23 protein-coding genes and 1 tRNA gene are annotated in these 21,708 nt (G+C 63.0%); 15 read left to right on the top strand and 9 right to left on the bottom strand.

Annotated features, from left to right (window positions below):
- Nucleotides 1-17: 17 nt before the first annotated feature.
- Nucleotides 18-1,148, top strand: a complete 1,131-nt coding sequence (locus ACZYTC_RS22520; protein WP_488990566.1) for a DUF2218 domain-containing protein — start codon at nt 18-20, stop codon at nt 1,146-1,148.
- Between the two features lie 16 nt (nt 1,149-1,164).
- Here the strand turns inward: ACZYTC_RS22520 and ACZYTC_RS22515 are convergent, their stop codons facing one another.
- On the bottom strand, nt 1,165-1,842 hold the full coding sequence (locus ACZYTC_RS22515; RefSeq protein ID WP_434958298.1) for a GntR family transcriptional regulator: 678 nt from the start codon (nt 1,840-1,842) through the stop codon (nt 1,165-1,167).
- 173 nt (nt 1,843-2,015) lie between these two features.
- Between ACZYTC_RS22515 and ACZYTC_RS22510 the strand changes: the two genes are divergently transcribed.
- The 3 genes from ACZYTC_RS22510 (at nt 2,016) to ACZYTC_RS22500 (ending at nt 5,711) form a co-directional block, all read left to right on the top strand.
- Nucleotides 2,016-3,329 (top strand): glutamine synthetase family protein, encoded by a 1,314-nt coding sequence (locus ACZYTC_RS22510; RefSeq protein ID WP_454816219.1) that lies wholly within the window; start codon nt 2,016-2,018, stop codon nt 3,327-3,329.
- 158 nt (nt 3,330-3,487) lie between these two features.
- The gene (locus ACZYTC_RS22505; protein WP_434958300.1) at nt 3,488-4,582 is read left to right on the top strand and encodes a polyamine ABC transporter substrate-binding protein; all 1,095 of its coding nucleotides are present in this window, start codon (nt 3,488-3,490) and stop codon (nt 4,580-4,582) included.
- 205 nt (nt 4,583-4,787) lie between these two features.
- On the top strand, nt 4,788-5,711 hold the full coding sequence (locus tag ACZYTC_RS22500; protein ID WP_434958301.1) for an SMP-30/gluconolactonase/LRE family protein: 924 nt from the start codon (nt 4,788-4,790) through the stop codon (nt 5,709-5,711).
- A 178-nt stretch (nt 5,712-5,889) separates the two neighbouring features.
- On the opposite strand, the gene ACZYTC_RS22495 is transcribed toward ACZYTC_RS22500, so the two are convergent.
- A complete protein-coding gene (locus tag ACZYTC_RS22495) occupies nt 5,890-6,537 on the bottom strand; it encodes a M15 family metallopeptidase (protein ID WP_434958302.1) in 648 nt (215 codons plus the stop codon).
- Nucleotides 6,538-6,632: 95 nt separating this feature from the next.
- Nucleotides 6,633-7,100: a hypothetical protein gene (locus tag ACZYTC_RS22490; protein ID WP_488990565.1), complete on the bottom strand. Its 468-nt coding sequence runs from the start codon at nt 7,098-7,100 to the stop codon at nt 6,633-6,635.
- 73 nt (nt 7,101-7,173) lie between these two features.
- Between ACZYTC_RS22490 and ACZYTC_RS22485 the strand changes: the two genes are divergently transcribed.
- The 3 genes from ACZYTC_RS22485 to trpA are packed head-to-tail and all read left to right on the top strand — an operon-like array spanning nt 7,174 to nt 9,948.
- On the top strand, nt 7,174-7,839 hold the full coding sequence (locus tag ACZYTC_RS22485) for a phosphoribosylanthranilate isomerase (RefSeq protein ID WP_434958304.1): 666 nt from the start codon (nt 7,174-7,176) through the stop codon (nt 7,837-7,839).
- 15 nt (nt 7,840-7,854) lie between these two features.
- A complete protein-coding gene (gene trpB / locus ACZYTC_RS22480; protein WP_434958305.1) occupies nt 7,855-9,072 on the top strand; it encodes a tryptophan synthase subunit beta in 1,218 nt (405 codons plus the stop codon).
- Between the two features lie 48 nt (nt 9,073-9,120).
- Nucleotides 9,121-9,948, top strand: a complete 828-nt coding sequence (gene trpA / locus ACZYTC_RS22475) for a tryptophan synthase subunit alpha (RefSeq protein ID WP_488990564.1) — start codon at nt 9,121-9,123, stop codon at nt 9,946-9,948.
- A 19-nt stretch (nt 9,949-9,967) separates the two neighbouring features.
- Here the strand turns inward: trpA and ACZYTC_RS22470 are convergent, their stop codons facing one another.
- Nucleotides 9,968-10,531 carry an NUDIX domain-containing protein gene (locus ACZYTC_RS22470; RefSeq protein ID WP_434958307.1) on the bottom strand — a complete coding sequence of 188 codons (564 nt, stop codon included), beginning with the start codon at nt 10,529-10,531 and terminating at the stop codon, nt 9,968-9,970.
- Nucleotides 10,532-10,829: 298 nt separating this feature from the next.
- Between ACZYTC_RS22470 and ACZYTC_RS22465 the strand changes: the two genes are divergently transcribed.
- A tRNA-Leu gene (locus ACZYTC_RS22465) sits at nt 10,830-10,914 on the top strand.
- Between the two features lie 376 nt (nt 10,915-11,290).
- Here ACZYTC_RS22465 and ACZYTC_RS22460 read toward each other — a convergent pair.
- Together ACZYTC_RS22460 and ACZYTC_RS22455 are read right to left on the bottom strand one after the other, a co-directional pair.
- Entirely contained in the window at nt 11,291-12,355 is a 1,065-nt protein-coding gene (locus ACZYTC_RS22460; RefSeq protein ID WP_488990563.1) for a reverse transcriptase domain-containing protein, read from the bottom strand.
- A gap of 609 nt (nt 12,356-12,964) precedes the next feature.
- Nucleotides 12,965-13,243 carry a hypothetical protein gene (locus tag ACZYTC_RS22455; protein WP_441771171.1) on the bottom strand — a complete coding sequence of 93 codons (279 nt, stop codon included), beginning with the start codon at nt 13,241-13,243 and terminating at the stop codon, nt 12,965-12,967.
- A gap of 356 nt (nt 13,244-13,599) precedes the next feature.
- Here ACZYTC_RS22455 and ACZYTC_RS22450 point away from each other — a divergent pair, with 356 nt between their 5' ends.
- From ACZYTC_RS22450 to ACZYTC_RS22430, 5 genes are all read left to right on the top strand, one after another.
- Nucleotides 13,600-13,842 (top strand): hypothetical protein, encoded by a 243-nt coding sequence (locus ACZYTC_RS22450; protein ID WP_454816228.1) that lies wholly within the window; start codon nt 13,600-13,602, stop codon nt 13,840-13,842.
- Between the two features lie 95 nt (nt 13,843-13,937).
- A complete protein-coding gene (locus ACZYTC_RS22445) occupies nt 13,938-14,273 on the top strand; it encodes a hypothetical protein (protein WP_434958310.1) in 336 nt (111 codons plus the stop codon).
- A gap of 118 nt (nt 14,274-14,391) precedes the next feature.
- Complete coding sequence (locus ACZYTC_RS22440; RefSeq protein ID WP_488990562.1) at nt 14,392-15,123, top strand: DUF2459 domain-containing protein; 732 nt, start codon at nt 14,392-14,394, stop codon at nt 15,121-15,123.
- Nucleotides 15,124-15,315: 192 nt separating this feature from the next.
- Nucleotides 15,316-16,098, top strand: coding sequence for a L,D-transpeptidase (locus ACZYTC_RS22435; RefSeq protein ID WP_434958312.1), 783 nt, complete (start codon nt 15,316-15,318; stop codon nt 16,096-16,098).
- A gap of 275 nt (nt 16,099-16,373) precedes the next feature.
- The gene (locus ACZYTC_RS22430) at nt 16,374-17,279 is read left to right on the top strand and encodes a DUF937 domain-containing protein (RefSeq protein WP_488990561.1); all 906 of its coding nucleotides are present in this window, start codon (nt 16,374-16,376) and stop codon (nt 17,277-17,279) included.
- Between the two features lie 163 nt (nt 17,280-17,442).
- On the opposite strand, the gene ACZYTC_RS22425 is transcribed toward ACZYTC_RS22430, so the two are convergent.
- Nucleotides 17,443-17,700: a BQ00720 family protein gene (locus ACZYTC_RS22425; protein WP_441771167.1), complete on the bottom strand. Its 258-nt coding sequence runs from the start codon at nt 17,698-17,700 to the stop codon at nt 17,443-17,445.
- Between the two features lie 49 nt (nt 17,701-17,749).
- Nucleotides 17,750-18,178, bottom strand: coding sequence for an Hsp20 family protein (locus tag ACZYTC_RS22420; RefSeq protein WP_149253477.1), 429 nt, complete (start codon nt 18,176-18,178; stop codon nt 17,750-17,752).
- A 273-nt stretch (nt 18,179-18,451) separates the two neighbouring features.
- On the opposite strand from ACZYTC_RS22420, the gene ACZYTC_RS22415 reads away from it, so the two are divergent.
- A complete protein-coding gene (locus ACZYTC_RS22415) occupies nt 18,452-19,795 on the top strand; it encodes a cobyrinic acid a,c-diamide synthase CobB (RefSeq protein ID WP_488990560.1) in 1,344 nt (447 codons plus the stop codon).
- A gap of 24 nt (nt 19,796-19,819) precedes the next feature.
- Here the strand turns inward: ACZYTC_RS22415 and ACZYTC_RS22410 are convergent, their stop codons facing one another.
- Entirely contained in the window at nt 19,820-20,371 is a 552-nt protein-coding gene (locus tag ACZYTC_RS22410) for a DUF924 family protein (protein ID WP_488990559.1), read from the bottom strand.
- A 247-nt stretch (nt 20,372-20,618) separates the two neighbouring features.
- On the opposite strand from ACZYTC_RS22410, the gene hrcA reads away from it, so the two are divergent.
- Nucleotides 20,619-21,692 (top strand): heat-inducible transcriptional repressor HrcA, encoded by a 1,074-nt coding sequence (gene hrcA / locus ACZYTC_RS22405; protein ID WP_434959706.1) that lies wholly within the window; start codon nt 20,619-20,621, stop codon nt 21,690-21,692.
- Nucleotides 21,693-21,708 lie beyond the last annotated feature (16 nt).

Here is a 21,708-nt window from a genome sequence, read left to right as displayed (position 1 = left end):
TGATATTGAATCATTTTATGGAGACGGATAGAGGGATGGTGTTTTGCAACACGCTTTCCCTCCCGAGATCCCCCGCCATGAGCACGCTAAATTCCGAACTTCGCATCGACACGAGTTTTGGAAATGAATACTTGAATTCAATTTGCAATGACTTTGAAACAGACGAATTTCCAACCCGGCGCACCGGCGAGACCGCCCAAATCGAACTACCGCGCGGGCGAGGAACCGCCTATCTCGCCGCGCGTCCCAGCGAATTGACGATCAAGGCCGAGGCCGACACGGAGCAGGGCTTGTCGGCTCTGAAATTCATACTCAGCCTTCGCCTCGAAAAGGCGGCACAGGCCGAAAAGCCAGAATTGGTGTGGACCGGAGACGGGTGCGATATTACCGTTCTTCCTGGTCTTCGCGAGATGCGGGTCAGGCAGGTCACCCAGGTCACACCGCTGATCCGGCGCATCACCCTTGCGGGCGAGGATCTCCAGCGCTTCACGCGAGACGGCATCCATATCCGCCTGCTCATCCCGCCGGCGGGGCTCGACAAACCGGAATGGCCCCGCCCGGCCAGGAATGGACGCCGCATCTGGCCGCCGGAGGAACGCCGGCCGACACAGCGCCTCTATACGATTCGACGCATCGACGCGGCAGCGGGCGAGGTCGATGTCGATTTCGTGCTGCATGGCGATGCCGGTATCGCCTCGGGCTGGGCAGCCCGGGCAAAGCCCGGCGACATCGTGGGCATGCTCGGGCCGGGCGGCGGCGAGATCGATGAGGCGGACTGGTACCTGATCGCCGGAGACGAGACGGCCATCCCCGCCATTGCCCGCATCTTCGAGGCCATGCCGGCCGAGGCACGCGGCATCGCCCTGATCGAGGTGGCGAATGCCGACGAAATCCAGGCCCTCATCCCGCCAGCTGGCGTCGAACTCAAATGGCTCCTGCGCGACGGCTGCCCGGCCGGCGAAAGTGGCCTCCTGGCCGAGGCCGTCATCGCGGTCCCGCTTCCCTCCGAGGGCCGTTTCCAGTGCTGGCTCGGCGCCGAAGCGGAGACGGCGCGGCGGCTGCGCCATCATTGGCGCGAGGTCCTGCAGCTTCCCAAACATGCCGTCAGCGCCGTTGCCTATTGGCATCGCGGCGAGCCTGGCCACTGAAGCGGGCGGGGCAGCCTCAGCCCAGCGCCATCTTGCCGATGATGCGCATGCCGTCGCCGATATCGGCCTCGATGGCATCGCGCAGCCCCTTGGCGTCGCCCCGCTCGATCGCGGTGATGGCGCGATGATGCTGGTCAACGAGGCCGCTCATGTCGAGATCCTCGTATACAAGCCGCATGAACGGGCCGAATTGCAGCCAGAGCGTCTCGATCAGGGGCAGAAGCACCGAAGAGGGCACTGCGGTATAGATGGCGAAGTGGAAGGCGTGATTGGCCCGCATATAGCCTTCGGCATCGTCTTCGGCGAGGCAGCGCTCGACCTCGTCGTCATGCGTCCTGATGGCGGCGAGGCGTTCGGCATCGATGGCGGGCAGCGCCCTTTCGGCCGCCTCCCCCTCCAGCAGCATGCGCACGCGCACCAATTCCTCGAAGCGAGCGGGGGTCATCACGGGAACGCTGACCCGGCGCGTCGCGGTCAAGGTCAAGGCGCCCTCGGTGACCAATCGCGTCACTGCGGCCCGGACGGGCATCGGACTGACGCCGAGCATCTCGGCCAGACCGCGCAGGGTCACGGCACGGCCAGGGACGAATTGGCCGCCAACCAGCCCGCTGCGGATCGCCGCATAGACCTTGTCATGCACCGGCGCCAACTTGCTGGCGGGCTCGCTGCTGCTCGACTTAGGCGAACTCGGCATGGGCGAAACGGACTCCATTTGACACGGCCAAGATTTGTGATCACAATTAGCGCAGATGAAGGATGCGTCAAGACGCAACGCATTCACAACCCCGGTGTACCATGGGATTTCAAACGCACGGCGTGAACAAACTCGCCGGCGATGCTGCAGATTTGCCTTCGGCTTCGAAAAATTTGCCCTCCGCCCCGCAAGTCGACGTCATCGAGGTGCTGCTTCCCGACACCAACGGTATTCTCCGCGGCAAATGGCTGCCCGGCTCGGCAATCGACAAGGTCCTCAAGGACGGGGTTGCCATGCCGCAATCGATGTTCGGCCTCGACGTCTGGGGGCGCGAGGTCGAGGAAACCGGCATTCATATCGAGACCGGCGACAAGGATGGCCTGTGCCGCCCCGTCCCCGGCACGCTCAAGCCGGTGCCCTGGTCTTCCCAGCCCGCCATGCAGGCGCTGATCTCGATGTATCTGCCGGATGGCCGGCCCTGGATGCTCGATCCGCGCCATATCCTCAAGGCCCAGCTCGACAAGTTCACGGCCCTCGGCCTCAAGCCTGTGGTCGCCTTCGAGCTCGAGTTCTACCTGCTGCAGGGCGGCGGCGAACCGGGCGAGACGCCTAAGACCGTGTTCCACCGCGACACCGGGCCCGCCCGCCAGAACATGTATTCGATCTCCGATCTCGACACCTTCGCGCCGGTGATCCAAGAGATGCGCGAGGCCGCCAAGATCCAGGGGTTGCCGGCGGATTCGGTGATTTCCGAGGCCGCACCCGGCCAGTTCGAGATCAATCTCTACCATCGCGACGATGCCATGGCGGCGGCTGACGACGCCGTGCTGCTGCGCCGGATGATCCAGGGCGTGGCGCGCAAGCACGGCCTGCGCGCCAGCTTCATGCCCAAGCCCTATCTCGACACCGCCGGTTCGGGCATGCACATCCATGCCAGCCTCCTCGATGCAGAAGGCGCCAATGTCTTTGCCAAGCCGGACACGGGCGCGGAGACCCTGCGCCATGCCGTCGGCGGCATGCTGACCCATATGCCAGAGACGGCCCTGCTGTTCGTGTCGAGCTATAATGGCTTCCGCCGCCTGATGCCGGGCTCTTATGCGCCGGTCTCCCTGACCTGGGGCTATGACAACCGCTCGGTGGCGGTGCGCATTCCCAATGGCAGCCCGGCGGCCACCCGCATCGAGCATCGCATCGCCGGCGCCGACGCCAATCCCTATCTCGTGCTCGCGGCCATCCTGGCCGCGATGCATGAAGGCATGGAGAACAAGATGCCGGCGCCCGAGCCGATCATCGGCAATGCCTATGATCTCGGCGCTCCCAGGCTGTCGGGCTCGATGCAGGAAGCCGTGGCCCTGTTCCGGGGCTCGGACTTCGCCCGCCGGCATTTCGGCGAGCATTTCGCCGAAGTCTATGCGGTGATGAAGGAACTCGAATGCGCCGAGTTCGAGCGCCGGATCTCCAGCCTGGAATATGAGACCTATCTGTAGTCTCGCAACATCCGCTCCTGCCCGGTAACGGACTTGCTACATAAAACATCACGAAAAGCCCTTCGGAAGGCTTGAGCAGGTTCAGCAGGAGTTCTAGCTTCCAGAGAACAGCGTCGCGTCCGGGAATGCGCGTCGCTCACCCAGAGGAGGTGTTCCCGATGTCAGCCTTCAAGAAACTGGCTCTCGCCGCCACGGCCGTGGCCTTGCTCGCGGGCCAGGCCATGGCCGAGGACAAGGTCGTCAACGTCTATAACTGGTCGGATTACATTGGCCCGACCGTACTGGAAGATTTCACCAAGGAAACCGGAATCAAGGTGGTCTACGACACCATGGATTCCAACGAGGTGCTGGAAACCAAATTGTTCGCGGGCAATTCCGGCTATGACGTCGTCTTCCCCTCTGCGACCTTTGCTTCACGCCAAATCAAGGCGGGCGTGTTTCAGAAAATAGACAAGTCCAAATTGTCCAACTACAAGGAATTGTGGCCCAAGATCATGGAGAATCTTGCGGTTTACGATCCTGGCAATGAGTACCTTGTCGACTACACCTGGTTCACCACCGGCATCTCTTATAATGTCGACAAGGCCAAGGCCGTCTATGGCGACCAGCCCATGAACAGCTGGGACGTGGTGTTCAAGCCTGAGAATCTCGCCAAGTTCAAGGATTGCGGCGTCTATTTCCTCGACAGCCCCGAGGATGTCCTGACGGCCGCCCTGAAATATCTCGGCAAGGAACCGGGCTCGACCGACAAGAAGGACATCGACGCCGCTGGCAAGCTGCTCGAGGCTGTCCGGCCTTATGTGAAGAAGTACCACTCTTCCGAATATATCAACGCGCTCGCCAATGGCGACATCTGCCTGGCCATCGGCTGGGCCGGCGACACCTATCAGGCCAAGGCGCGTGCCGAGGAAGCCAAGAACGGCGTGAAGGTCGACTATGTCGTGCCCAAGGAAGGCACGCTGATGTCGATGGACACCATGGCCATTCCCAAGGACGCCAAGCATGTCGACGCGGCTCATGCCTTCATCAACTACATGATCCGTCCTGACGTCGCGGCCAAGAATGCCGACGCCACCAAGTTCGCCTCGGGCGTGCTGGCGGCCAAGCCGCTGGTCGACAAGGCGATCACCGACAATCCGCAGATCTATCTCAGCGACGACATGCTGGCCAAGACCTACACCGTGCAGCCCTATCAGGCCAAGGTGCAGACGCTGGTTACCCGCACCTGGACGCGGGTCAAGACGGGCCAGTGAACTGGATCTAGGAGCGCGGACTTCCAGTCCGCCTCTTGCCTCACCGTCAAGCGCGGCGATTCCAAGAGCGGACAAGATGTCCGCGTTCCGAAAAATGCCCTCACTCCACGGCGCGGTTTCCGCGCCGTTTTCTTTTGTCCGATGAATTGATTTTGCCGGGCAATTGTCGTTCCATGCGACCAACCAAAACCAACGAGGAACCGATATGCTCCCCAAGGAATTCGTGGTCGCCGACCCGCGCTTCAAGGCGCTCATCTTCGGCAATTCCCAGCTCGACAAGCTCTATACGGGCACGCGCTGGGCGGAGGGGCCGGCCTATTTCCCGGCGGGCAAATATCTGATCTGGTCCGACATCCCCAACAACCGGCTGATGCGCTATGACGAGACCGACGGTTCGGTTTCGGTGTACGACCACGACAGCCGCAACCAGAACGGCCACACCGTCGACCGCGAGGGCCGGCTGATCGCCTGCGAGCATCGCGGGCGCTGCGTCAGCCGCATCGAGCATGACGGCAGCCGCACCATCCTGGCCGACAAATACGAGGGCAAGCGCCTGAACTCGCCCAATGACGCGGTGGTGAAGTCGGACGGCTCGATCTGGTTCACCGACCCGACCTACGGCATCGATTCCGAATATGAAGGTGATGCAGCGCCCTCCGAGATCGGCGCTTCCTATGTCTATCGCCTGCCCGCGCGCGGCGGAAAGCTGCAGGCGGTGGCCACCGATTTCGTCAAGCCGAACGGCCTTGCCTTCTCGCCCGACGAATCCAGGCTCTACATCGTCGACACCGGCGCCACCCATGTCGAAAACGGCCCGCGCCACATTCGCGTCTTCGACGTAAGCGAGGACGGCAGCACGCTCTCGGGCGGCAAGGTCTTCGCCACCTCACCAGCCGGCCTGTTCGATGGCCTGCGTGTCGACATCCACGGCAATGTCTGGACATCTTCCGGCGAAGGCGTGATCTGCTATGCCCCCGACGGCACGCTGATCGGCAAGGTACTCATCCCCGAAGTCGTCGCCAATGTCGAATTCGGCGGCCCCAAGCGCAACCGCCTCTATATCTGCGGCACCACCTCGCTCTATGCGGTGTTCCTGAACACCCAGGGGGCCAAGCGGCCGAAGAAATAGCGCGTTCTGGCCTAATGTGGTTCGCCGGGGAGGAAAACACTCCGATTTGTCATAGCCGGGCTTGACCCGGCTATCCAGAAGCCACAGGCGCAAATCCGGCTCGGGGCTGGATGCCGGGCCTTTACAGCAAGCCCGGCAATGACAACGCTTGCGCTCGCTTGCGTGAATCGCATTGTCCTCAAGGCTCCCTGATCACGACATCGAAGGCCGGCGCCCTCGCGGCGCCGGGCAGGCTGAAATGCCACCATTCCCGCGCATAATTGGCCAGGCCATGCGCGGCGAAGGCGGCGACGAGGGCCTTGCGATTGGCGGCGGCCTGCGCCGGCACAGCCTTGCTCGCGGTCCAGGACATCTCGTCGAACAGGTCGAAGCCGCCGCCGAAATCGAGTGGCAGAACCTGCCCGGCGGCATCGACTTGCTCCGCCCCAATGTCGACGGCAATGCCCCTCGAATGGGACGAGGCGCGTGCGACATAGCCGAGCGCGAACAGTCTCGACTTGGGCGTACGGGGATAGAATTCGGCCTTGGTATGCTGGTCTGCGGCATCGCCGGCCCAGGTCAGAAAATCGGCGACGGCGCGCTTGGGTCGGTAGCAATCATAGACGACGAGCCGCCAATGGCGCTTTTCGAGGTCACGGGCCGTCGCGGCCAGCGCCTGCGCGACCTCTCGGCGCAGCCAGCAGACGGGGCTCTCATAGCCCGCCACCGGCCGGCCGACGAAATTATGGGAGCCGGCATAGCGCATGTCCTGGCGGATGCCGGGCGCGATGTCGGCCAGGCGGACGAAGCCGGGCGGCAGGTCGACGGCGAGGGCTGAAGTGGGCATGTTTGCGATGATGGCCACGCCAGCAAGAAGTAAGCCAAGCGTTGCTCCCCTCGGATCCCGGCAGGGAGAGCAGGGGTGGTGACGACCGCTCCTCCTCAATTCTGCGGTTCGCATGCGGCCTCCGGGGCGGACCAGAGCAGGAAGACCCGGTGTTCCGGGCCATCGACGGCCTGGAAGCTGGCATTGCCCTGCGCGTCGGGATGCTCCACCTGAATGCCCGCGGCAGGAACGTCGAGGCGGATGCCCTTGGTATTTTGCGTCGCCGTGAGTGTGCCGCCATCGCCGTCAAGGGTGCACGCGAAGACGGTTCCCTGCTGGCGGCAGCCGCCGCCGGCCCACCATTGACGCTTGTCGCTCCTAAACCACAGGCCGACACCGATGCCCGAACCGTTGTCGGCGAGAAGACGCACCGTGATGCGGGTCACGCGCTGGTCGACATGCTTGACGAGATGGGCGGTGTCATAGTCGCGGGCATAGCACAGCGCCGCCCTTGCCGGCCCCGCCATCGCCACCAGCCCAGCTATCACGGCGAACACGCCGACGAACCGCCCTTTCGGGAACATTCCTTCACCCCTCCTGCGCTTTGTCCTGATTTCACTGGCATTGTGTGCCGGATGCAACTATCTCGACCCCATTATGGCATTGATCAAGATCTGCGGTCTCTCCACTCCCGAAACGCTGGAAGCGGCTCTGGCCGCCGGCGCCGACATGGTCGGCTTCGTGTTCTTCGAGAAATCGCCCCGCCATATCGGCTACGACCTTGCGGCGCAGCTCGGCGCACAGGTATCGGGCCGTGCCCGCAAGACTGCACTCTCCGTCGATGCCGACGACGCCAGGCTCGATGCCATCGTCGCCGCTCTCGCCCCCGACGGCCTGCAGCTCCATGGCAAGGAAAGCCCCGAACGCGTCGCCGCGGTCAAGGCGCGCTACGGCCTGCCGGTCCTGAAGGCGATCGGGGTTTCCAGCGCCGCCGATCTCGAACGGGCTGCCGCCTATCGCGGCGTGGCCGACTGGCTGCTGCTCGACGCCAAACCCCCGAAGGATGCCGCCCATCCCGGCGGCAACGGCGTGACATTCGACTGGATGCTGCTCAAGCATCTCGACCGCACCCTGCCCTTCATGCTATCGGGCGGGCTCGATCCCGCCAATGTTGCCGAAGCCATCCGCATCAGCACCCCCGACGGGGTCGACGTCTCGTCGGGCGTCGAAGACCGGCCCGGCGTGAAGAATCCCGACAAGATCAGGGCTTTCGTGGAGACGGCAAGACAGGCTTATGCCGCCGCTTCCACCTCATCCCGCTGACAACAGGCCGCAACGATGACCGAGACACCCAAGCTCAATTCCTTCCGCAACGGACCCGATGAGCGCGGTCATTTCGGGCAGTTCGGCGGGCGCTTCGTCGCCGAGACGCTGATGCCGCTGATCCTGTCGCTGGAAGAGGCCTACAAGCAGGCCAAGGCGGATCCGGCCTTCCAGAAGGAAATGGACGGACACCTGGCCACCTATGTCGGCCGGCCCTCCCCGCTCTATTTCGCCGAGCGGCTGACGGAGCATTTCGGTGGCGCCAAGATCTATCTCAAGCGCGAGGAGCTGAACCATACCGGCTCCCACAAGGTCAACAACGTGCTCGGCCAGATCATGCTGGCGCGCCGCATGGGCAAGCCGCGCATCATCGCCGAGACCGGCGCCGGCCAGCACGGCGTCGCCACCGCCACGCTCTGCGCCCGCTTCGGCCTGAAATGCGTGGTCTATATGGGCGCCGTCGACGTCGCCCGCCAGGCACCCAACGTCTTCCGCATGAAGATGCTCGGCGCCGAGGTCATCCCCGTGCAGTCCGGCTCCAAGACCCTCAAGGACGCCATGAACGAGGCGCTGCGCGACTGGGTCACCAATGTGCACGACACCTTCTATTGCATCGGCACTGTGGCCGGTCCTCATCCCTATCCGGGCATGGTCCGCGACTTCCAATCGATCATCGGCCGTGAGACCCGCGAGCAGATGATGGAAGCCGAAGGGCGCCTGCCCGACAGCGTGATTGCCTGCATCGGCGGCGGCTCCAATGCCATGGGCCTGTTCCATCCTTTCCTCGACGATCCCTCCGTCGAGATCATCGGCGTGGAAGCGGCGGGGCACGGCCTCACCAGCCTGCATGCCGCCTCGATCGCCGGCGGCCGCCCCGGCGTGCTGCACGGCAACCGCACCTATCTGTTGATGGATGCCGACGGCCAGATCGAGGAAGCCCATTCTATTTCCGCCGGCCTGGACTATCCCGGCATCGGGCCGGAACATTCCTGGCTGCACGAGGTGGGCCGCGCCACCTATCTGTCGGCGACGGACCAGGAGGCGCTGGACGCCTTCCAGCTGCTGTCGCGCCTGGAGGGGATCATACCCGCGCTCGAATCGGCCCATGCCCTTGCCAGGGTGGCCGAACTCGCGCCCAAGCGGCCCAAGGATCACCTGATGGTGGTCAGCCTCTCCGGCCGCGGCGACAAGGACGTACCGCAGGTTGCCGAGATTTTGGGAACGTCACTGTGACCTCCCGCCATCCCATCCTGCCGCCCCTTGCTCCGAGCTTGTGACCCCATGACCAGCCGCCTCACCGCCCGCTTCGCCGCCCTGGCCGCCGAAAAGCGCGCCGCCCTGGTGACCTTCGTCACCGCCGGCGATCCCGACATCGAGACTTCAGCCAAGATCCTCGCCGGCCTGCCGGCCGCGGGCGCGGATGTCATCGAACTCGGCATGCCCTTCACCGATCCGATGGCCGACGGGCCGGCCATCCAGGCCGCGGGGTTGCGCGCCCTCAAGGCCGGCATGACGCTGACCAAGACGCTCGGCGTCATCCGCGAATTTCGCAAGACCGACGATGCCACGCCGATCATCCTGATGGGCTATTTCAACCCGATCTACATCTATGGCGTCGAACGCTTCCTCGTCGATGCCAAGATCGCCGGGGTCGACGGCCTGATCGTGGTCGACCTGCCGCCGGAAGAGGATGACGAACTCTGCCTGCCGGCGCTGAAGGCCGGCATCGCCTTCATCCGCCTGGCGACGCCGACCACGGACGACAAGCGCCTGCCCAAGGTGCTGCAGAACACGTCCGGCTTCGTCTATTATGTCTCGATCACCGGCATTACCGGTTCGGCCACGCCCGATTTCGGCGTGGTGGCCGGCGCGGTCGGCCGCATCAAGCAGCATACCGACCTGCCTGTTTGCGTCGGCTTTGGCGTCAAGACCGCCGAGCATGCCCGGGCTATCGCCGAGGGCGCCGACGGCGTGGTGGTGGGCTCGGCCCTAGTGGAAGCGGTGCGCGCCAGCCTCGACGCCGACAACAGCGCGACGGACAAGACCGTACCGGCCGTGCTCGCACTGGTCAGCGACATCGCCAAGGGCGCCCGCAGCGTCAGGAAGTAATACCCGGCCCGGTATTGCCTCAGAACAGCTCCGGCCGCTTCAGCCGGAGCGTCTGCACCAGGCTGTAGGTCTTGAGATCGGAAAGCTCGCCACGGTCGGCCATGCCAGCCAGGTCCTTGAGCCCGATCTCGACCACTTCGATCTCTTCGTTCTCCTCCGCCAGACCGCCGCCAGCGCCAACACGGCTCGCCGCCGAATATTCGGCCAGGAACATGTGCATCTTCTCGGTCGAGATACCCGGCATCACGAAAGCCGCGCCGAGCGGGACCAGAGCCTTCAGTTCCAGCCCGGCCTCCTCCATCGCCTCGCGCCGGGCGCAATCGGCCGGATCGTCCTCGTCCAGGATGCCCGCCGGTGCCTCGAGCGAAGCCTCCACCCCATGTCCCTTGAGAATCGCCACGCGCAATTGGCGCACCAGCAGAGCCAGCCGGCGCTCGGGATCGAAGGGCAGAACCGTCACCGCATCGCCGTGATCCTCGACGCTGCGGTGAATCACCGCGCCGCCCTGCGTGCGGGCCTTGACCATCAGCAGCCGGTTCCAGCCGTCATAAAGCAGGGCCTCGTCGAGAATCGCTGCAGGCAAGGCATTCACTCCATTCAAATCCAGAGGCGCCCTGCGGTACGGCACGATCACCAAAAATCGCAAGGCCTTGGAATCGCAAGCTTCGGAATCGCAGGACACGCAATCGCAAGGCATGTCGAGATGAAGCGCCCAGGCGAAGCCATGCTTCGCTAAAACGCATTCTTCTCGCATCCACACAAGCCCAGCAAGGTGTCAAACGCAAGGCGGGACGCCAGTTTGAAGCCGGTTTCATCAAGCTGTCGCAAGAACTGCAAATGGGCGTTGACATCGGCCCTCCGCCCCCCTAGAAGACCCCCGCGCCCAGATGGCGGAATTGGTAGACGCGCACGGTTCAGGTCCGTGTACTGCAAGGTGTGGAGGTTCGAGTCCTCTTCTGGGCACCAATTTCCCCGCAAGCCGTTGATAGAGCTGATCTTCTTTTCCTTTCAACGGCTTGCGCCGCTCCGAGTGGTATACACAGGAGCGGTACACATGGTCTTCTCGATGGTTCGTCCGACACGGCGTGATGGTAGCCCCAACGCCTACTTCCGCAGGCGCGTTCCTACTGATCTCCTTGAAAAATTGAAGGGTCGCAAAATCTCCGTACGCCTCGCCGGGGCGTCGGAAACCGACGTCTCAGAGGTCACGGTGGCGATTGGCCATGAGATAAAGTTCTCGCTGCAGACCGCCGATCGCAGCCTGCTGCGCGCACGTCATGCACAAGCGCAGCTGCAGGTCGACGCGTTCTTCGACGCCGTGCGAACGGGTCCGAAGGACTTGTCAGCAAAGCAGGCACAGGCCCTCGCGGGGGAGGCCCGCGCGCATCACGACCGCAACAGACTGTCTATCGACACCCTGTACAAAACTGTGCACAGCCGATTTCGCTTCTTTGATTTCAAGACCGACCCCGTGAACCGTGATGGCACCACGCACTCGCTCCTCGATCTCCAATGCCTGACTATCAGGGACCGGGGCGATGATCAGGATATCATCCGAATATCTTAAGTACACTCCTCCGCATTCCACACATATGCGAGCAACTTCCTTGTCGAATTCATACAAATAAAGATTTGCCAATAAATCTGATAATGGCGCTCCCTGTGGAATTCCTCTTCCCGAACGGTTTATCTCAATTATATCTGGCTTTTCGTCAGCGATCTTTTCACGGAATGTCTTGATATCACAGAGGCGAGGCGGAATTTCTCCGCGCGCACAAAGGTAGCCGGGCCTCGCCACTCCCCTACGATCGACCTTCGTTCCGTAAAACCCCAGACGTTCGTATGCTTTCAATACGTCGACGAACGCATATTGAGTGATCGCCCGATAGACCTTGTAATGGTCAGCCGGAAGTCGAGGTCGTTGCAGCAACTGCGCCCACCTCAGCCGAAGCACCTCGTGATCCAAGGTTTCAAAAAAATCGCTGATATCCAGGGAGACACAGCAGCATGTTTGGTACTGCCTGATCGTGTCGACGGCGGAGAGCGCAAAATCGATATTACTTTTCCCGCCAGAACCACCGGACTTGGGAATACGGCGATAGGCAATGACCGCCCCCGAGAGTCCCGCTTCTTCAAGCAGCTTCTCATAAGGCTCAGCGAGTAAATGCCTGTAGAATGAAAAAATACAACTATCCAACCTAGCTGCAAATCTAATTGGACGGTTTTTGCGCTTTCCCGCCCTGCCTTTCTTCGCGTATTGCGTCCAGCCCTCGACATAACGGAGGAAAGGAAAAAAGGTGTGCTTCGCGACATCATCCGGAGAGTTGACGAATTTCTCTGCAAACTCTGGAGTAACCACCGCATCGAAGTGAGGATATCGCTTCACCACGGGAGTCCAAGGCTTCACAGAAGTTCTCCAGAAGCGAGAGGAGGCAAGAGCACCGTGTGCATCCGGTTATGCTCTCGCCTCCGACTATTTATAACGGGCCCAGAAGACCCTACGGCACAGTCATCGAGATAATGTACTATAATAGCTGTATGAAGATGTCGTCTTCATGCGCCTTGTGCGTACAGCTTCACCTGGAGGTCCGAATGGACATCGTAGCGAACTTGCTGGCGGCCTTCGGGCTTGTCAGCTTCAAGTTATACTCCGCTCCCCAAGGTCGCCCGCGTGATCGGATGGTCAACATATGAGCTTCGGCGAAATTCTTTTCAATATCCGCTTTTGGATTTCCACCTAAAGAATTGGGGATTGACGAACTGCGCGTACTGGTACACAAGGCTGGTACACAGCGGCCACGCCGGTGAGAGGAAAAACTAAATAAAATCAACGACGAATCGACAGGAATGCCGTTTCCTCTTCTGGGCACCAGTTTCGAAAAGGCTCGACGTGGCTAACGGCCCGTCGGGCCTTTTGCATTTTGTGACCTTGGAAGTCCTGTGCCGGCGCCTGCAACGGCCTTGTGGAGTCGCTGCCGGCTAATCATACAGAGCGCCGACACCCAGGCCCTGCATCTCAACTGTCGTCGCGCATTCTCTCCGCCCGTTCACGGGCTTCAGGTGGTATCGGCAGCAGGCCGGAGCCGCGCAGCATTGCCTCGATCGCCGTATTGGCATGATCGAGCGCGCTACCGGCGGAGTAGTCCCCGTCCAGCCAGTCCGGCAATTCGTTCAGCACATTGGTGAGGCAGGCGAGCAGCATCGCCTCATTGTCGGACAGGTTGGCCTTGATCCGCTGATATTCGGCCGCGAGAACGGTCGGGTGCTCGTCATAGTCCAAGGGTCGAAATGCCATGATACCGCAGCCCCGTCGCGATGTTGCAGGCCTGGCAGATTGCGTCCAGGACCGCATCGGAGCGTTTTGCGATTTGGCGGTGATGCCAAGAATCACAAAGACGCTCCAGCCAATCCGCTGGGGATTGGCTTGGAAACAAAGAGTTAGAGCAAACAAGCGTTTCCGTCTAAACGCGCATTGCTCTGGAGACCACTGGCTTATCGCGTGTGACCGCCAGGTTACAAGGCTGGCGATTATCCCCAGGCCGGCCTGCTTTGCGCAAGGCCTGTGATCGAAGGTCCCAAGCGCGCCGGTCACGCCCCTATCACGCCCCTGGAGGATTGTTAGCCTACAAACAGAATCAGGGGAGAGTAGCGATGGGAATGCATCTGAGCGGTCCGCATAGCGGCGAGGAACCGTGCCTGCTGTTCGAGGATTGCGGTGTGCTCTCCGCCGAGCGCCTGGCGCATGGCATTCCCTGTCTCGACTATGCCTCACCGAGTTGCGCGACGAGCGGCATCGCCGCCCTCAAGGCCAGGCTCGCCGTCCGCCAGGCCATGCAGCGCGTGCATGAGCGCCTGAAGGACGCCGCCGACCGCAACGGCAAGGCACGAGACTGAGCCCTGCTCTCGACCAGCCCAGCCTGGAGCGAAATATGTTCGGGCCGAGCCCTTCTTTCAATTGAACTTGCTGAAGAGCCGAGAGTTTGCGGTTCTTGGCGAATCGCTCTGAAAGTGAAACGCTTCTGGAAATTGGCGTTTTCCGGGATTCGACCGGCGATCACGCTGCCGCCACGAAGTTTCGCGACACTCCCGCCCAATGTGGGGCCATGTCGGATGTGGCCATCTGGAGAGAGCTCACGATGCGCAGCATTCTATCCTTGTTGGTCATTGTCTATCTGATCGGCGTGGGCGTTGAACTGGCCCCGGTGGTCCAGGGGCAGTGGAGCAGCGGCTCTGCTTCCGATTTTGCCAGCAGCATCGCCCGCGCGCTTCCCGACGCCCTGACCTGGCCGGCTAAGGTCTATCGGAGCCTGACCGACAAAGCCTGAGCACGGCCCTGCGGGGGTTCCTCGCCTTTGCTTTAGCGGGCACCTATGATCAGGTCGTCGCGTTCGGTTCGCGCGCACCGTTCCACCACGGGGGAAGCCTTGCCGGCATCTTCAGAGCATGCCTGATCCCGCTGGTGGGTTTGCTGCCGAAACGGTAGGACGCACACGGCTCTCGAAGAGCCTGCGCCTGATCCTCGTACTCGCGACCATGCCGCTGCTCGCCCTTCTCCTCTTCGTGCTCGCTGCCATCGGCTTTGCGCTCGTGCCGGCGTCAGGGCGGGCCCAGCAGGCCGGCGGAGAACCGACGCTTTATCTCTGCGCCTCCCTCGCCCACACCGATATCGTGATGCCGAGCCGGGATGCGCTGATCGATTGGACGCAGTTGTTTCCGGCCGTAACCCCGCCCGACCTGCCGGCCGAGGCCTATCTGGCCTTCGGCTGGGGGGATCTCGTCTTTTTCCGGGAAACGCCGACCTGGGGCGATACCAGGGTATCGACCGCTCTGGCGGCACTCGCCGGCCGGCACGACACCGCCCTCAGGGTGGTCGCCGTCAATCCGCCGGTCGCCAACCCCGACTGCCTGCCGCTTTCGATCGACAGGGAGGGCCGGCGCGCCCTGATCGCCCATATCCAAGCAAGCCTCCAGCCCGACGCTGCCGGCCGGGCGCAGCAGCGCCCCGGCGGCACGGGGCTCGAGGCCTTCTATCTCGCCAAAGGCCGTTACGGGCCATTCAATACTTGCAATCAATGGGCGGCCGAGGCCCTCGCGGTCGCAGGCCTGCCCCACGCCCATTTCGCGCCCTTCAGTTTCAGCGTCACCTGGCCTCTCGCCAATGGTCGGGCAGGCTGAGCCCACAGTCGAAGCCCGCCTTGTTGCCGGAAGAACACACCCTCGAGAGCTTTTGCACCCGGCACCGACAACCTCGCTGCCAGCGCACAATGCTGCCGCAATGGCTGCATACGCCCAGCCTCACCCAGCGCCGCCGCAGCTCCTGAGCCGGGCAGGCGCGGACGAATAAGAACAGCACATATCTGGATTAAAATGATACTGGCACGAAGCATTATCCTTCTGGCCTTGCCGCTGATGCTTGCAAGCTGCGTCACGACAAGCGCGAAGATCGACACCCCTCTGGCGACCCCGGCCATTGCGCCGCAGGCTGGCGCGACCGTGCAACTCGCCGCTTTGCCCGTCGTCAAGCCCGAGGAAGCTCAGACCGCCGCCGCGAGCGCGCCGGAGATGGCCGAGACGGCCGATCCCCATTACGCCGCCATCTATGCCGGCTCCAAGGATGGCGCCTATCCGATCAAGGCCGTGAACCTGGCCAGCGTGGCACCCCGCTTCTGGCGCCGCGAGGTTTCTTATGAATCATCGGAAAAGGCCGGCACCATCATCGTCGATCCCAACAAGCGTTTTCTCTATCTGATCCAGGGCAACGGCAAGGCGCTGCGCTATGGTGTCGGTGTCGGCAAGGTCGCGGACTACAATTTCCAGGGCGAGGCCATCATCGCGCGCAAGGCCAACTGGCCGCGCTGGACCCCGACCCCCAACATGATCGCCCGCAATCCCAAGCAATATGGCCGCTATCGCGCCGGCATGGCCGGCGGCCCCAGCAATCCGCTGGGTGCACGCGCCCTCTATCTCTACAGCGGTGGCCGCGACACGCTGTATCGCCTGCATGGCACCACCAATCCCTCCGCCATCGGCACCAAGGTCTCGTCCGGCTGCATCCGCCTGACCAACCAGGACATCATCGATCTCTACAAGCGCGTTCCCGTCGGCACCAAGGTGATCGTGCTGCCGACAGGCGCCAGCCGCTCGGCTTGACCGATCGCAGCAGTATGGCCCCCATTCGGCCATGCTGCTTTTCTTCAATCGCTCCGCTTGGCCGAATGAGGGCCAAGTCGCGCCCCAGGCGCCTCCCGGCATAGCGCAGGAAATCCAAACCTTTCCTGTTCCGTAAAGGAATTTGGATTTCCGCGGGCATTCATCCTGCCCGATCACTGCCCGGCCAAAAGAACAGCGGGCCTCGTATCATCGAGTTTTGCAACGGAGACGATTGGGTACTAAGGTATCCGTGATTTTCTGACGCGAGGAATGAAATGGCCATTAATCTTCCTAGCCTCGTCTCCCAACTGATCACGCCCGATCTCATTGAACGCGCCGCCGCGATCATCGGCATCGACCCGGCACTGGCCGGAAAACTGGTCGCCGCCGCCGTTCCTTCCGTGCTTGGGGCCTTCGCCAGCGAAGCCTCTTCCCCCGATGGCGCCAAAGGCATTTCCGATCTGATCTCCAGCCAGGATCCGGGCCTGTTCGACACGCTGGCGGCTGGCGTGACCAGCGGCGATGCCAACGCCCTGGCTGGAGGCAGTGATGTGCTGACCTCCCTGCTGGGCGCCGAGGGCGTCAACCAGTTGGCCAGTGTCCTCGGGCAGGCAACCGGTGCCCCTCCGCAGGCTGCCGCTTCCGTGCTCGGTCTCGTCGGCCCGGCCGTCGTCGGTGCCCTCGGCAATCAATCGCCGGAGAACTGGTCTGACGGCAATGCGGTCGCCGCGCTTTTCGCAGGCGAGAAGCAGGCGATCACCGCCGCACTCCCGGCCAGCCTGGCGGCAGGTCTCGCCGACGGTGGATTCCTGCAAGGCCTGGAAACCGCGGTAAGCGGCGCCTTCCGGACCACCCCGCCTCAATCCACGCTGGGCTCGGCCACGGGACCGCAGCCTGGTATATCGACTGCGGGTACATCGACCCTTGGATCAAGCGGGGCGGGTGCCCAAGCCAGCCGGTCGACACTCGACACCAAGCCGCCGCCCAGCCCTCGGCTGCAGCATCAGGCCGCCCCGCCACCACCGCCGCAATCGAGCGGCAGCATGACCTGGCTTTATCTCATCATCGCCATCCTGGTCGTCGGTGGCCTCGCCTGGTACTTCCTCTACAAGCGCCCGCAGGCGACAGCACCGGCCACCACCGGCCAGATCGAGCTGCCAGCGCCACGCCTTCTGGGCTGAAGCGTCGCGGCCTCGAAAGCCATCTCGACGTACAAAGGCGACGAAGCTCGCGCTTCGCCGGGCTGGTTCGACGTAAAAAGGCGACAAAGCTTGCGCTTCGTCGCCCTGGATCCACGTTAAGCGGATACACTTCTCGTTGACCGATCGAGCCGCGGCCCTGTGTTCAATGCAGGGAAACCGGCTCCAGTTCCTGCTCCCAGGCATTGGCGACCGCGCTCTCGGCCGAATCGGAAATCATGATCGGCGTCCCATCGGCGGCATTGAGGGTGAACAGCTTCAAGCCGGGACGGATCTCGCCAAGCTGCGGATAGAGCCGCATGGCGTCTTCCGACATGATCGGCTTGACATAGGCGACATGTCCAGCGCCCAGGGCAGCCAGCATCTCGGGGGTAGGCACAACAGTCTTGTCGTTCCGGATCATGGGACCCTCCTGAACGTTGGAAACAATGGAAAAAGGGGCAACCGGGTCGTCAGTCCCGCACCGAGATGTCGATGCGCTTGGCGACGCGCTCGGGCTCCGGGCGGATCAGGTCGACGGAAAGCAGGCCGTTCTTCAAATCCGCACCCATCACCTCCATGCCGTCGGCAAGGAGGAAAGTGCGCTGGAACTGGCGAGCTGCGATACCGCGATGCAGGAAGACTCGGGATTTGTCGTCCACCTGCCGTCCACGGATGACGAGCTGGTTTTCTTCGATCGAGACGTCGAGTTCCTCGCGGCTGAAGCCGGCGACGGCGAGTGTGATTCTCAGCCTCTCCGGCGGCCGGTCGCAGGATCCGACCCGCTCGATATTATAGGGCGGATAGCCGTCATTGGCGGCTTTGGCGACCCTGTCCAGAGCTCGTTCGATCTCATCGAAGCCGAGCAGAAAGGGTGAATTCAAGGTTGGTACGCGCGACATTTCAAAGCCCTCGCAGGAAGCGACTTTGTGGCGGGGACCCTGACGGCATCCCCCGTTCCGGCAACTCCGGAACAATCTCAATATGGGCAAGCCCAGGGGGGTTTCAAGGGGGCCCCCGAAATGGGGCGGGGATTTCCGGGTCAAGCCCCCTGGAGCGAAGCGGCCTTTTGGTGAAAACGCACTTTTGCTCGAGCTCTTTGGTCCGCCTCTCGGTGTTACGCCCAATCGCAGAACGCTCTTGCGCGCCGCTCCGGGGCAGGGCAGGAACGGGTGATGATCCCTCCCGGCCTCCTCATCGCCGCTCCCCGTTCGGGCTCCGGCAAGACCACCCTGGTGCTCGGCCTGCTGCGCGCCCTCGCCCGCAATGGCGTCGCCGTGCAGCCGATGAAATGCGGGCCCGACTATATCGATCCCGGCTTTCACGCCGCGGCGGCAGCAAGGGTGAGCTATAACCTCGACAGCTGGGCCATGCGGCCCGCTTTGCTCGACAGCCTGATCCACGAGGCCGGCCATAATGCCGATCTCTTCGTCGGCGAGGCGCTGATGGGGCTGTTCGACGGCGTCGCCCGCGATGGCGCCAGCGGCGACGGCTCCTCCTCGGGCCTTGCGGCGCGGCAGGGCTGGCCGGTGCTGCTGGTCCTCGACATTTCCGGCCAGTCCCAGTCGGCCGGCGCGGTCGCCAAGGGCTTTGCCAGTTTTCGCCCCGATGTGCACATCGCCGGCATCGTCCTCAACAAGGTGGCGAGCCCCCGCCATGAAGCGCTGGCGCGCAAGGGCATCGAGGAAGCCGGCTTGCCCGTGGTCGGCGTGCTGCCGCGCAATGCCGATCTCGTGCTGCCCGAACGCCATCTCGGCCTGGTCCAGGCCGACGAGACCGTCGAGCTCGACCAGCGTCTGGAAGCTTTGGCCGATTTTGTCGAAACCCATTGCAGCATCGAAGCCATCCGGGCCCTCGCCGGCACGCGGCAGTTGCCGGCAGCCCCGGACGATGCGGACCTGCGCCCGGCCGACCCGAAGGACGCAGGTTTACGTCCGCCTGGCCAGCGCATCGCCCTGGCCCGCGACGCTGCCTTTTCCTTCGTCTATCCGCATCTCCTCGCTGGCTGGCGCCGCCAGGGCGCCGAGATCATTCCCTTTTCGCCGCTGGCCGACGAGGGACCGGCGGAGAACGCCGATATCGCCTGGCTGCCTGGCGGTTATCCCGAACTGCATGGTGCCCGCCTCGCCACCGCCACGCGCTTCCAGAAGGCTCTGCGCCTGTTCGCGCAGACGTGCCCGGTGCACGGCGAATGCGGGGGCTACATGGTGCTCGGCCAGGTACTGACGGATGCGGAAGGCACGGCCCACCGCATGACCGGCCTGCTCGACCTCGAAACCAGTTTCGCCAAGCGCAAGATGAATCTGGGCTATCGCCTCGCCGAACTGAAACAGGATTGCCCGCTCGGCCGGAAAGGCGGCTTCGTGCGCGGCCACGAGTTCCATTACTCGACCACCCTGCGCTCGGCCGATCCGCCCCTCTTCGAGGTGAGCGACGCCAATGGCATCTCGCTCGGCGCCCTCGGCAGCCATCGCGGCCGGGTTACCGGCTCCTTCTTCCACGTGATCGACAAGGTCTAGAAGTTCTCAGGAAACGGAGCTCTCTCACCCTGCAAAGCCGCCCTCGTCGAGAAATCGGCGCTCCTCCGGCGTGCAAATGCGACCGAGAATATCATTGCGGTGAGGAAATCGGCCGAACCGGGCGACGATGTCGCGATGCTGCTGGGCATAGCTGAGATAGTCGCCGGTCAGGGCCCGGCACAGAGCGAGCGAACGTTCCTGGTCGGCGAGTTCTTCGGAATGCATGAAGGGCAGGTAGAAGAAGATGCGCAGTTCCGGGCCGATACTGCGATCATGGCCATCGGCCAGCGCCGCGGCGGCGACCCGTCGCGCCAACGGGTCGCCCGCATACATCGCCGGCGTGTCACGGAAGGCGTTGCGTGGAAACTGGTCGAGCAGCAGCACCAGCGCGAGAGCGCCGGGCGCCGTCGCCTCCCACCCCTCCAGTTCGCCGCGCATCGCCGCCTGATGCACGGCCAGGAAACGCTCGCGAAAATCACGGCCGAACGCCTCGTCCTTCTCGAACCAGCGCTCAGGGCCGGCATCGACCCAGAAATCGACGACGGCCCTCGCAGAAGGCGGAACTGAATCGACCATCACAGGGTTCTCCTTGAGCTGACGAGGCTAGAGCAAAATGACTTTTCTCCGAATCGTCATTCTTCTCGAACTCTTTGTTTTGACGCGTTTTCTTAATCGAAAAGCGTATCGACTTTGCTGGAAAACGCTCTAGGGGCGAAATGCGAATGAGAAGAAACTGCATAGCGCTGCGGAAACTGCAATTCCACCATTGAACAATCGCCGAATGCTCGTCACATTAGCGTCGAGGAGACAGACCTTGTCCGCTGTGACGCCGACCATTCCTTCGAGTGAACTTGCCCAGCTGAACGAACGCTCGCGCGAGATATTCCGCCAGATCGTCGATTCCTATCTTGCGACGGGCGAACCCGTCGGCTCCCGCAACATTTCGCGCCTACTGCCGACCTCGCTGTCGCCCGCCTCGGTGCGCAATGTCATGCAGGATCTCGAGCTGCTGGGCCTGATCCAGGCTCCGCATACCAGTGCGGGGCGGCTGCCGACCGAACTGGGCTTGCGCTTCTTCATCGACGCCATGCTTGAATTCGGCGACCTCGCCGCCCAGGACCGGGCGCAGATCGATGCCCAGATCCGGGCCGGAACCTCCTCCCGCTCCCTGGAAGACGTTTTGATCGAGGCCTCCGCCACCCTGTCGGGCCTGTCGCGCGGCGCCGGCGTGGTCGTCACCGGCAAGCGCGACCAGCGCCTGAAGCATATCGAATTCGTGCGCCTCGAACCCACCCAGGCTCTGGTCATCCTCGTCTCCGAGGAAGGCACGGTGGAGAACCGTGTCATTACGGTACCCGTCGGCCTGCCGACATCGGCACTGGTGGAGGCTTCGAACTATCTCAACGCCCGTGCCCGCGGCAAGACGCTGGATGACCTCAAGCGCGAGATGAGCAGCGCCCTCGATGCCGGCCGCGCCGAACTCGACGACCTCACCACCAAGTTGATCGATACCGGCCTGGCAAGCTGGAGCGGTGCCTCTTCCGACCTGCCGCAACAGCTCATCGTCCGCGGCCAGGCCAATCTGCTCGAAGACCTGCATGCCGGAGAGGATCTGGAGCGCATCCGCCTGCTCTTCGCCGACATCGAGGCCAAGAAAGACCTGATCGACCTGCTCGGCCGCGCCGAGGGCGGCGACGGCGTGCGTATCTTCATCGGTTCGGAGAACAAGCTGTTCTCGCTGTCGGGTTCCTCGATGATTGCGGCCCCCTTCCGGGACGGCAATCAGAAGATCGTCGGCGTGCTTGGCGTGATCGGACCGACACGGCTGAATTATGCCCGCGTGGTGCCGATGGTCGACTATACCGCCAAGGTCATCGGGAAGTTGCTGAAGACCTGAAGCACCATCCCACCCC

The sequence above is a fragment of the Labrys sp. F242 genome (genome assembly GCF_057813875.1).
Note: the sequence above shows the minus strand (reverse complement) of the source record. Positions and strands in the feature narration are given on the sequence as shown.

What these genes read in the sequence shown, in the direction of transcription:
- ACZYTC_RS22520 (WP_488990566.1), top strand. Translation starts at nt 18, where the DNA reads ATGGAGACGGATAGAGGGATGGTGTTTTGCAACACGCTTTCCCTCCCG.
- ACZYTC_RS22515 (WP_434958298.1), bottom strand. Translation starts at nt 1,842, where the DNA reads ATGCCGAGTTCGCCTAAGTCGAGCAGCAGCGAGCCCGCCAGCAAGTTG.
- ACZYTC_RS22505 (WP_434958300.1), top strand. Translation starts at nt 3,488, where the DNA reads ATGTCAGCCTTCAAGAAACTGGCTCTCGCCGCCACGGCCGTGGCCTTG.
- ACZYTC_RS22500 (WP_434958301.1), top strand. Translation starts at nt 4,788, where the DNA reads ATGCTCCCCAAGGAATTCGTGGTCGCCGACCCGCGCTTCAAGGCGCTC.
- ACZYTC_RS22495 (WP_434958302.1), bottom strand. Translation starts at nt 6,537, where the DNA reads ATGCCCACTTCAGCCCTCGCCGTCGACCTGCCGCCCGGCTTCGTCCGC.
- ACZYTC_RS22490 (WP_488990565.1), bottom strand. Translation starts at nt 7,100, where the DNA reads ATGTTCCCGAAAGGGCGGTTCGTCGGCGTGTTCGCCGTGATAGCTGGG.
- ACZYTC_RS22485 (WP_434958304.1), top strand. Translation starts at nt 7,174, where the DNA reads ATGGCATTGATCAAGATCTGCGGTCTCTCCACTCCCGAAACGCTGGAA.
- trpB (WP_434958305.1), top strand. Translation starts at nt 7,855, where the DNA reads ATGACCGAGACACCCAAGCTCAATTCCTTCCGCAACGGACCCGATGAG.
- trpA (WP_488990564.1), top strand. Translation starts at nt 9,121, where the DNA reads ATGACCAGCCGCCTCACCGCCCGCTTCGCCGCCCTGGCCGCCGAAAAG.
- ACZYTC_RS22455 (WP_441771171.1), bottom strand. Translation starts at nt 13,243, where the DNA reads ATGGCATTTCGACCCTTGGACTATGACGAGCACCCGACCGTTCTCGCG.
- ACZYTC_RS22450 (WP_454816228.1), top strand. Translation starts at nt 13,600, where the DNA reads ATGGGAATGCATCTGAGCGGTCCGCATAGCGGCGAGGAACCGTGCCTG.
- ACZYTC_RS22440 (WP_488990562.1), top strand. Translation starts at nt 14,392, where the DNA reads ATGCCTGATCCCGCTGGTGGGTTTGCTGCCGAAACGGTAGGACGCACA.
- ACZYTC_RS22435 (WP_434958312.1), top strand. Translation starts at nt 15,316, where the DNA reads ATGATACTGGCACGAAGCATTATCCTTCTGGCCTTGCCGCTGATGCTT.
- ACZYTC_RS22430 (WP_488990561.1), top strand. Translation starts at nt 16,374, where the DNA reads ATGGCCATTAATCTTCCTAGCCTCGTCTCCCAACTGATCACGCCCGAT.
- ACZYTC_RS22425 (WP_441771167.1), bottom strand. Translation starts at nt 17,700, where the DNA reads ATGATCCGGAACGACAAGACTGTTGTGCCTACCCCCGAGATGCTGGCT.
- ACZYTC_RS22420 (WP_149253477.1), bottom strand. Translation starts at nt 18,178, where the DNA reads ATGTCGCGCGTACCAACCTTGAATTCACCCTTTCTGCTCGGCTTCGAT.
- ACZYTC_RS22415 (WP_488990560.1), top strand. Translation starts at nt 18,452, where the DNA reads ATGATCCCTCCCGGCCTCCTCATCGCCGCTCCCCGTTCGGGCTCCGGC.
- ACZYTC_RS22410 (WP_488990559.1), bottom strand. Translation starts at nt 20,371, where the DNA reads ATGGTCGATTCAGTTCCGCCTTCTGCGAGGGCCGTCGTCGATTTCTGG.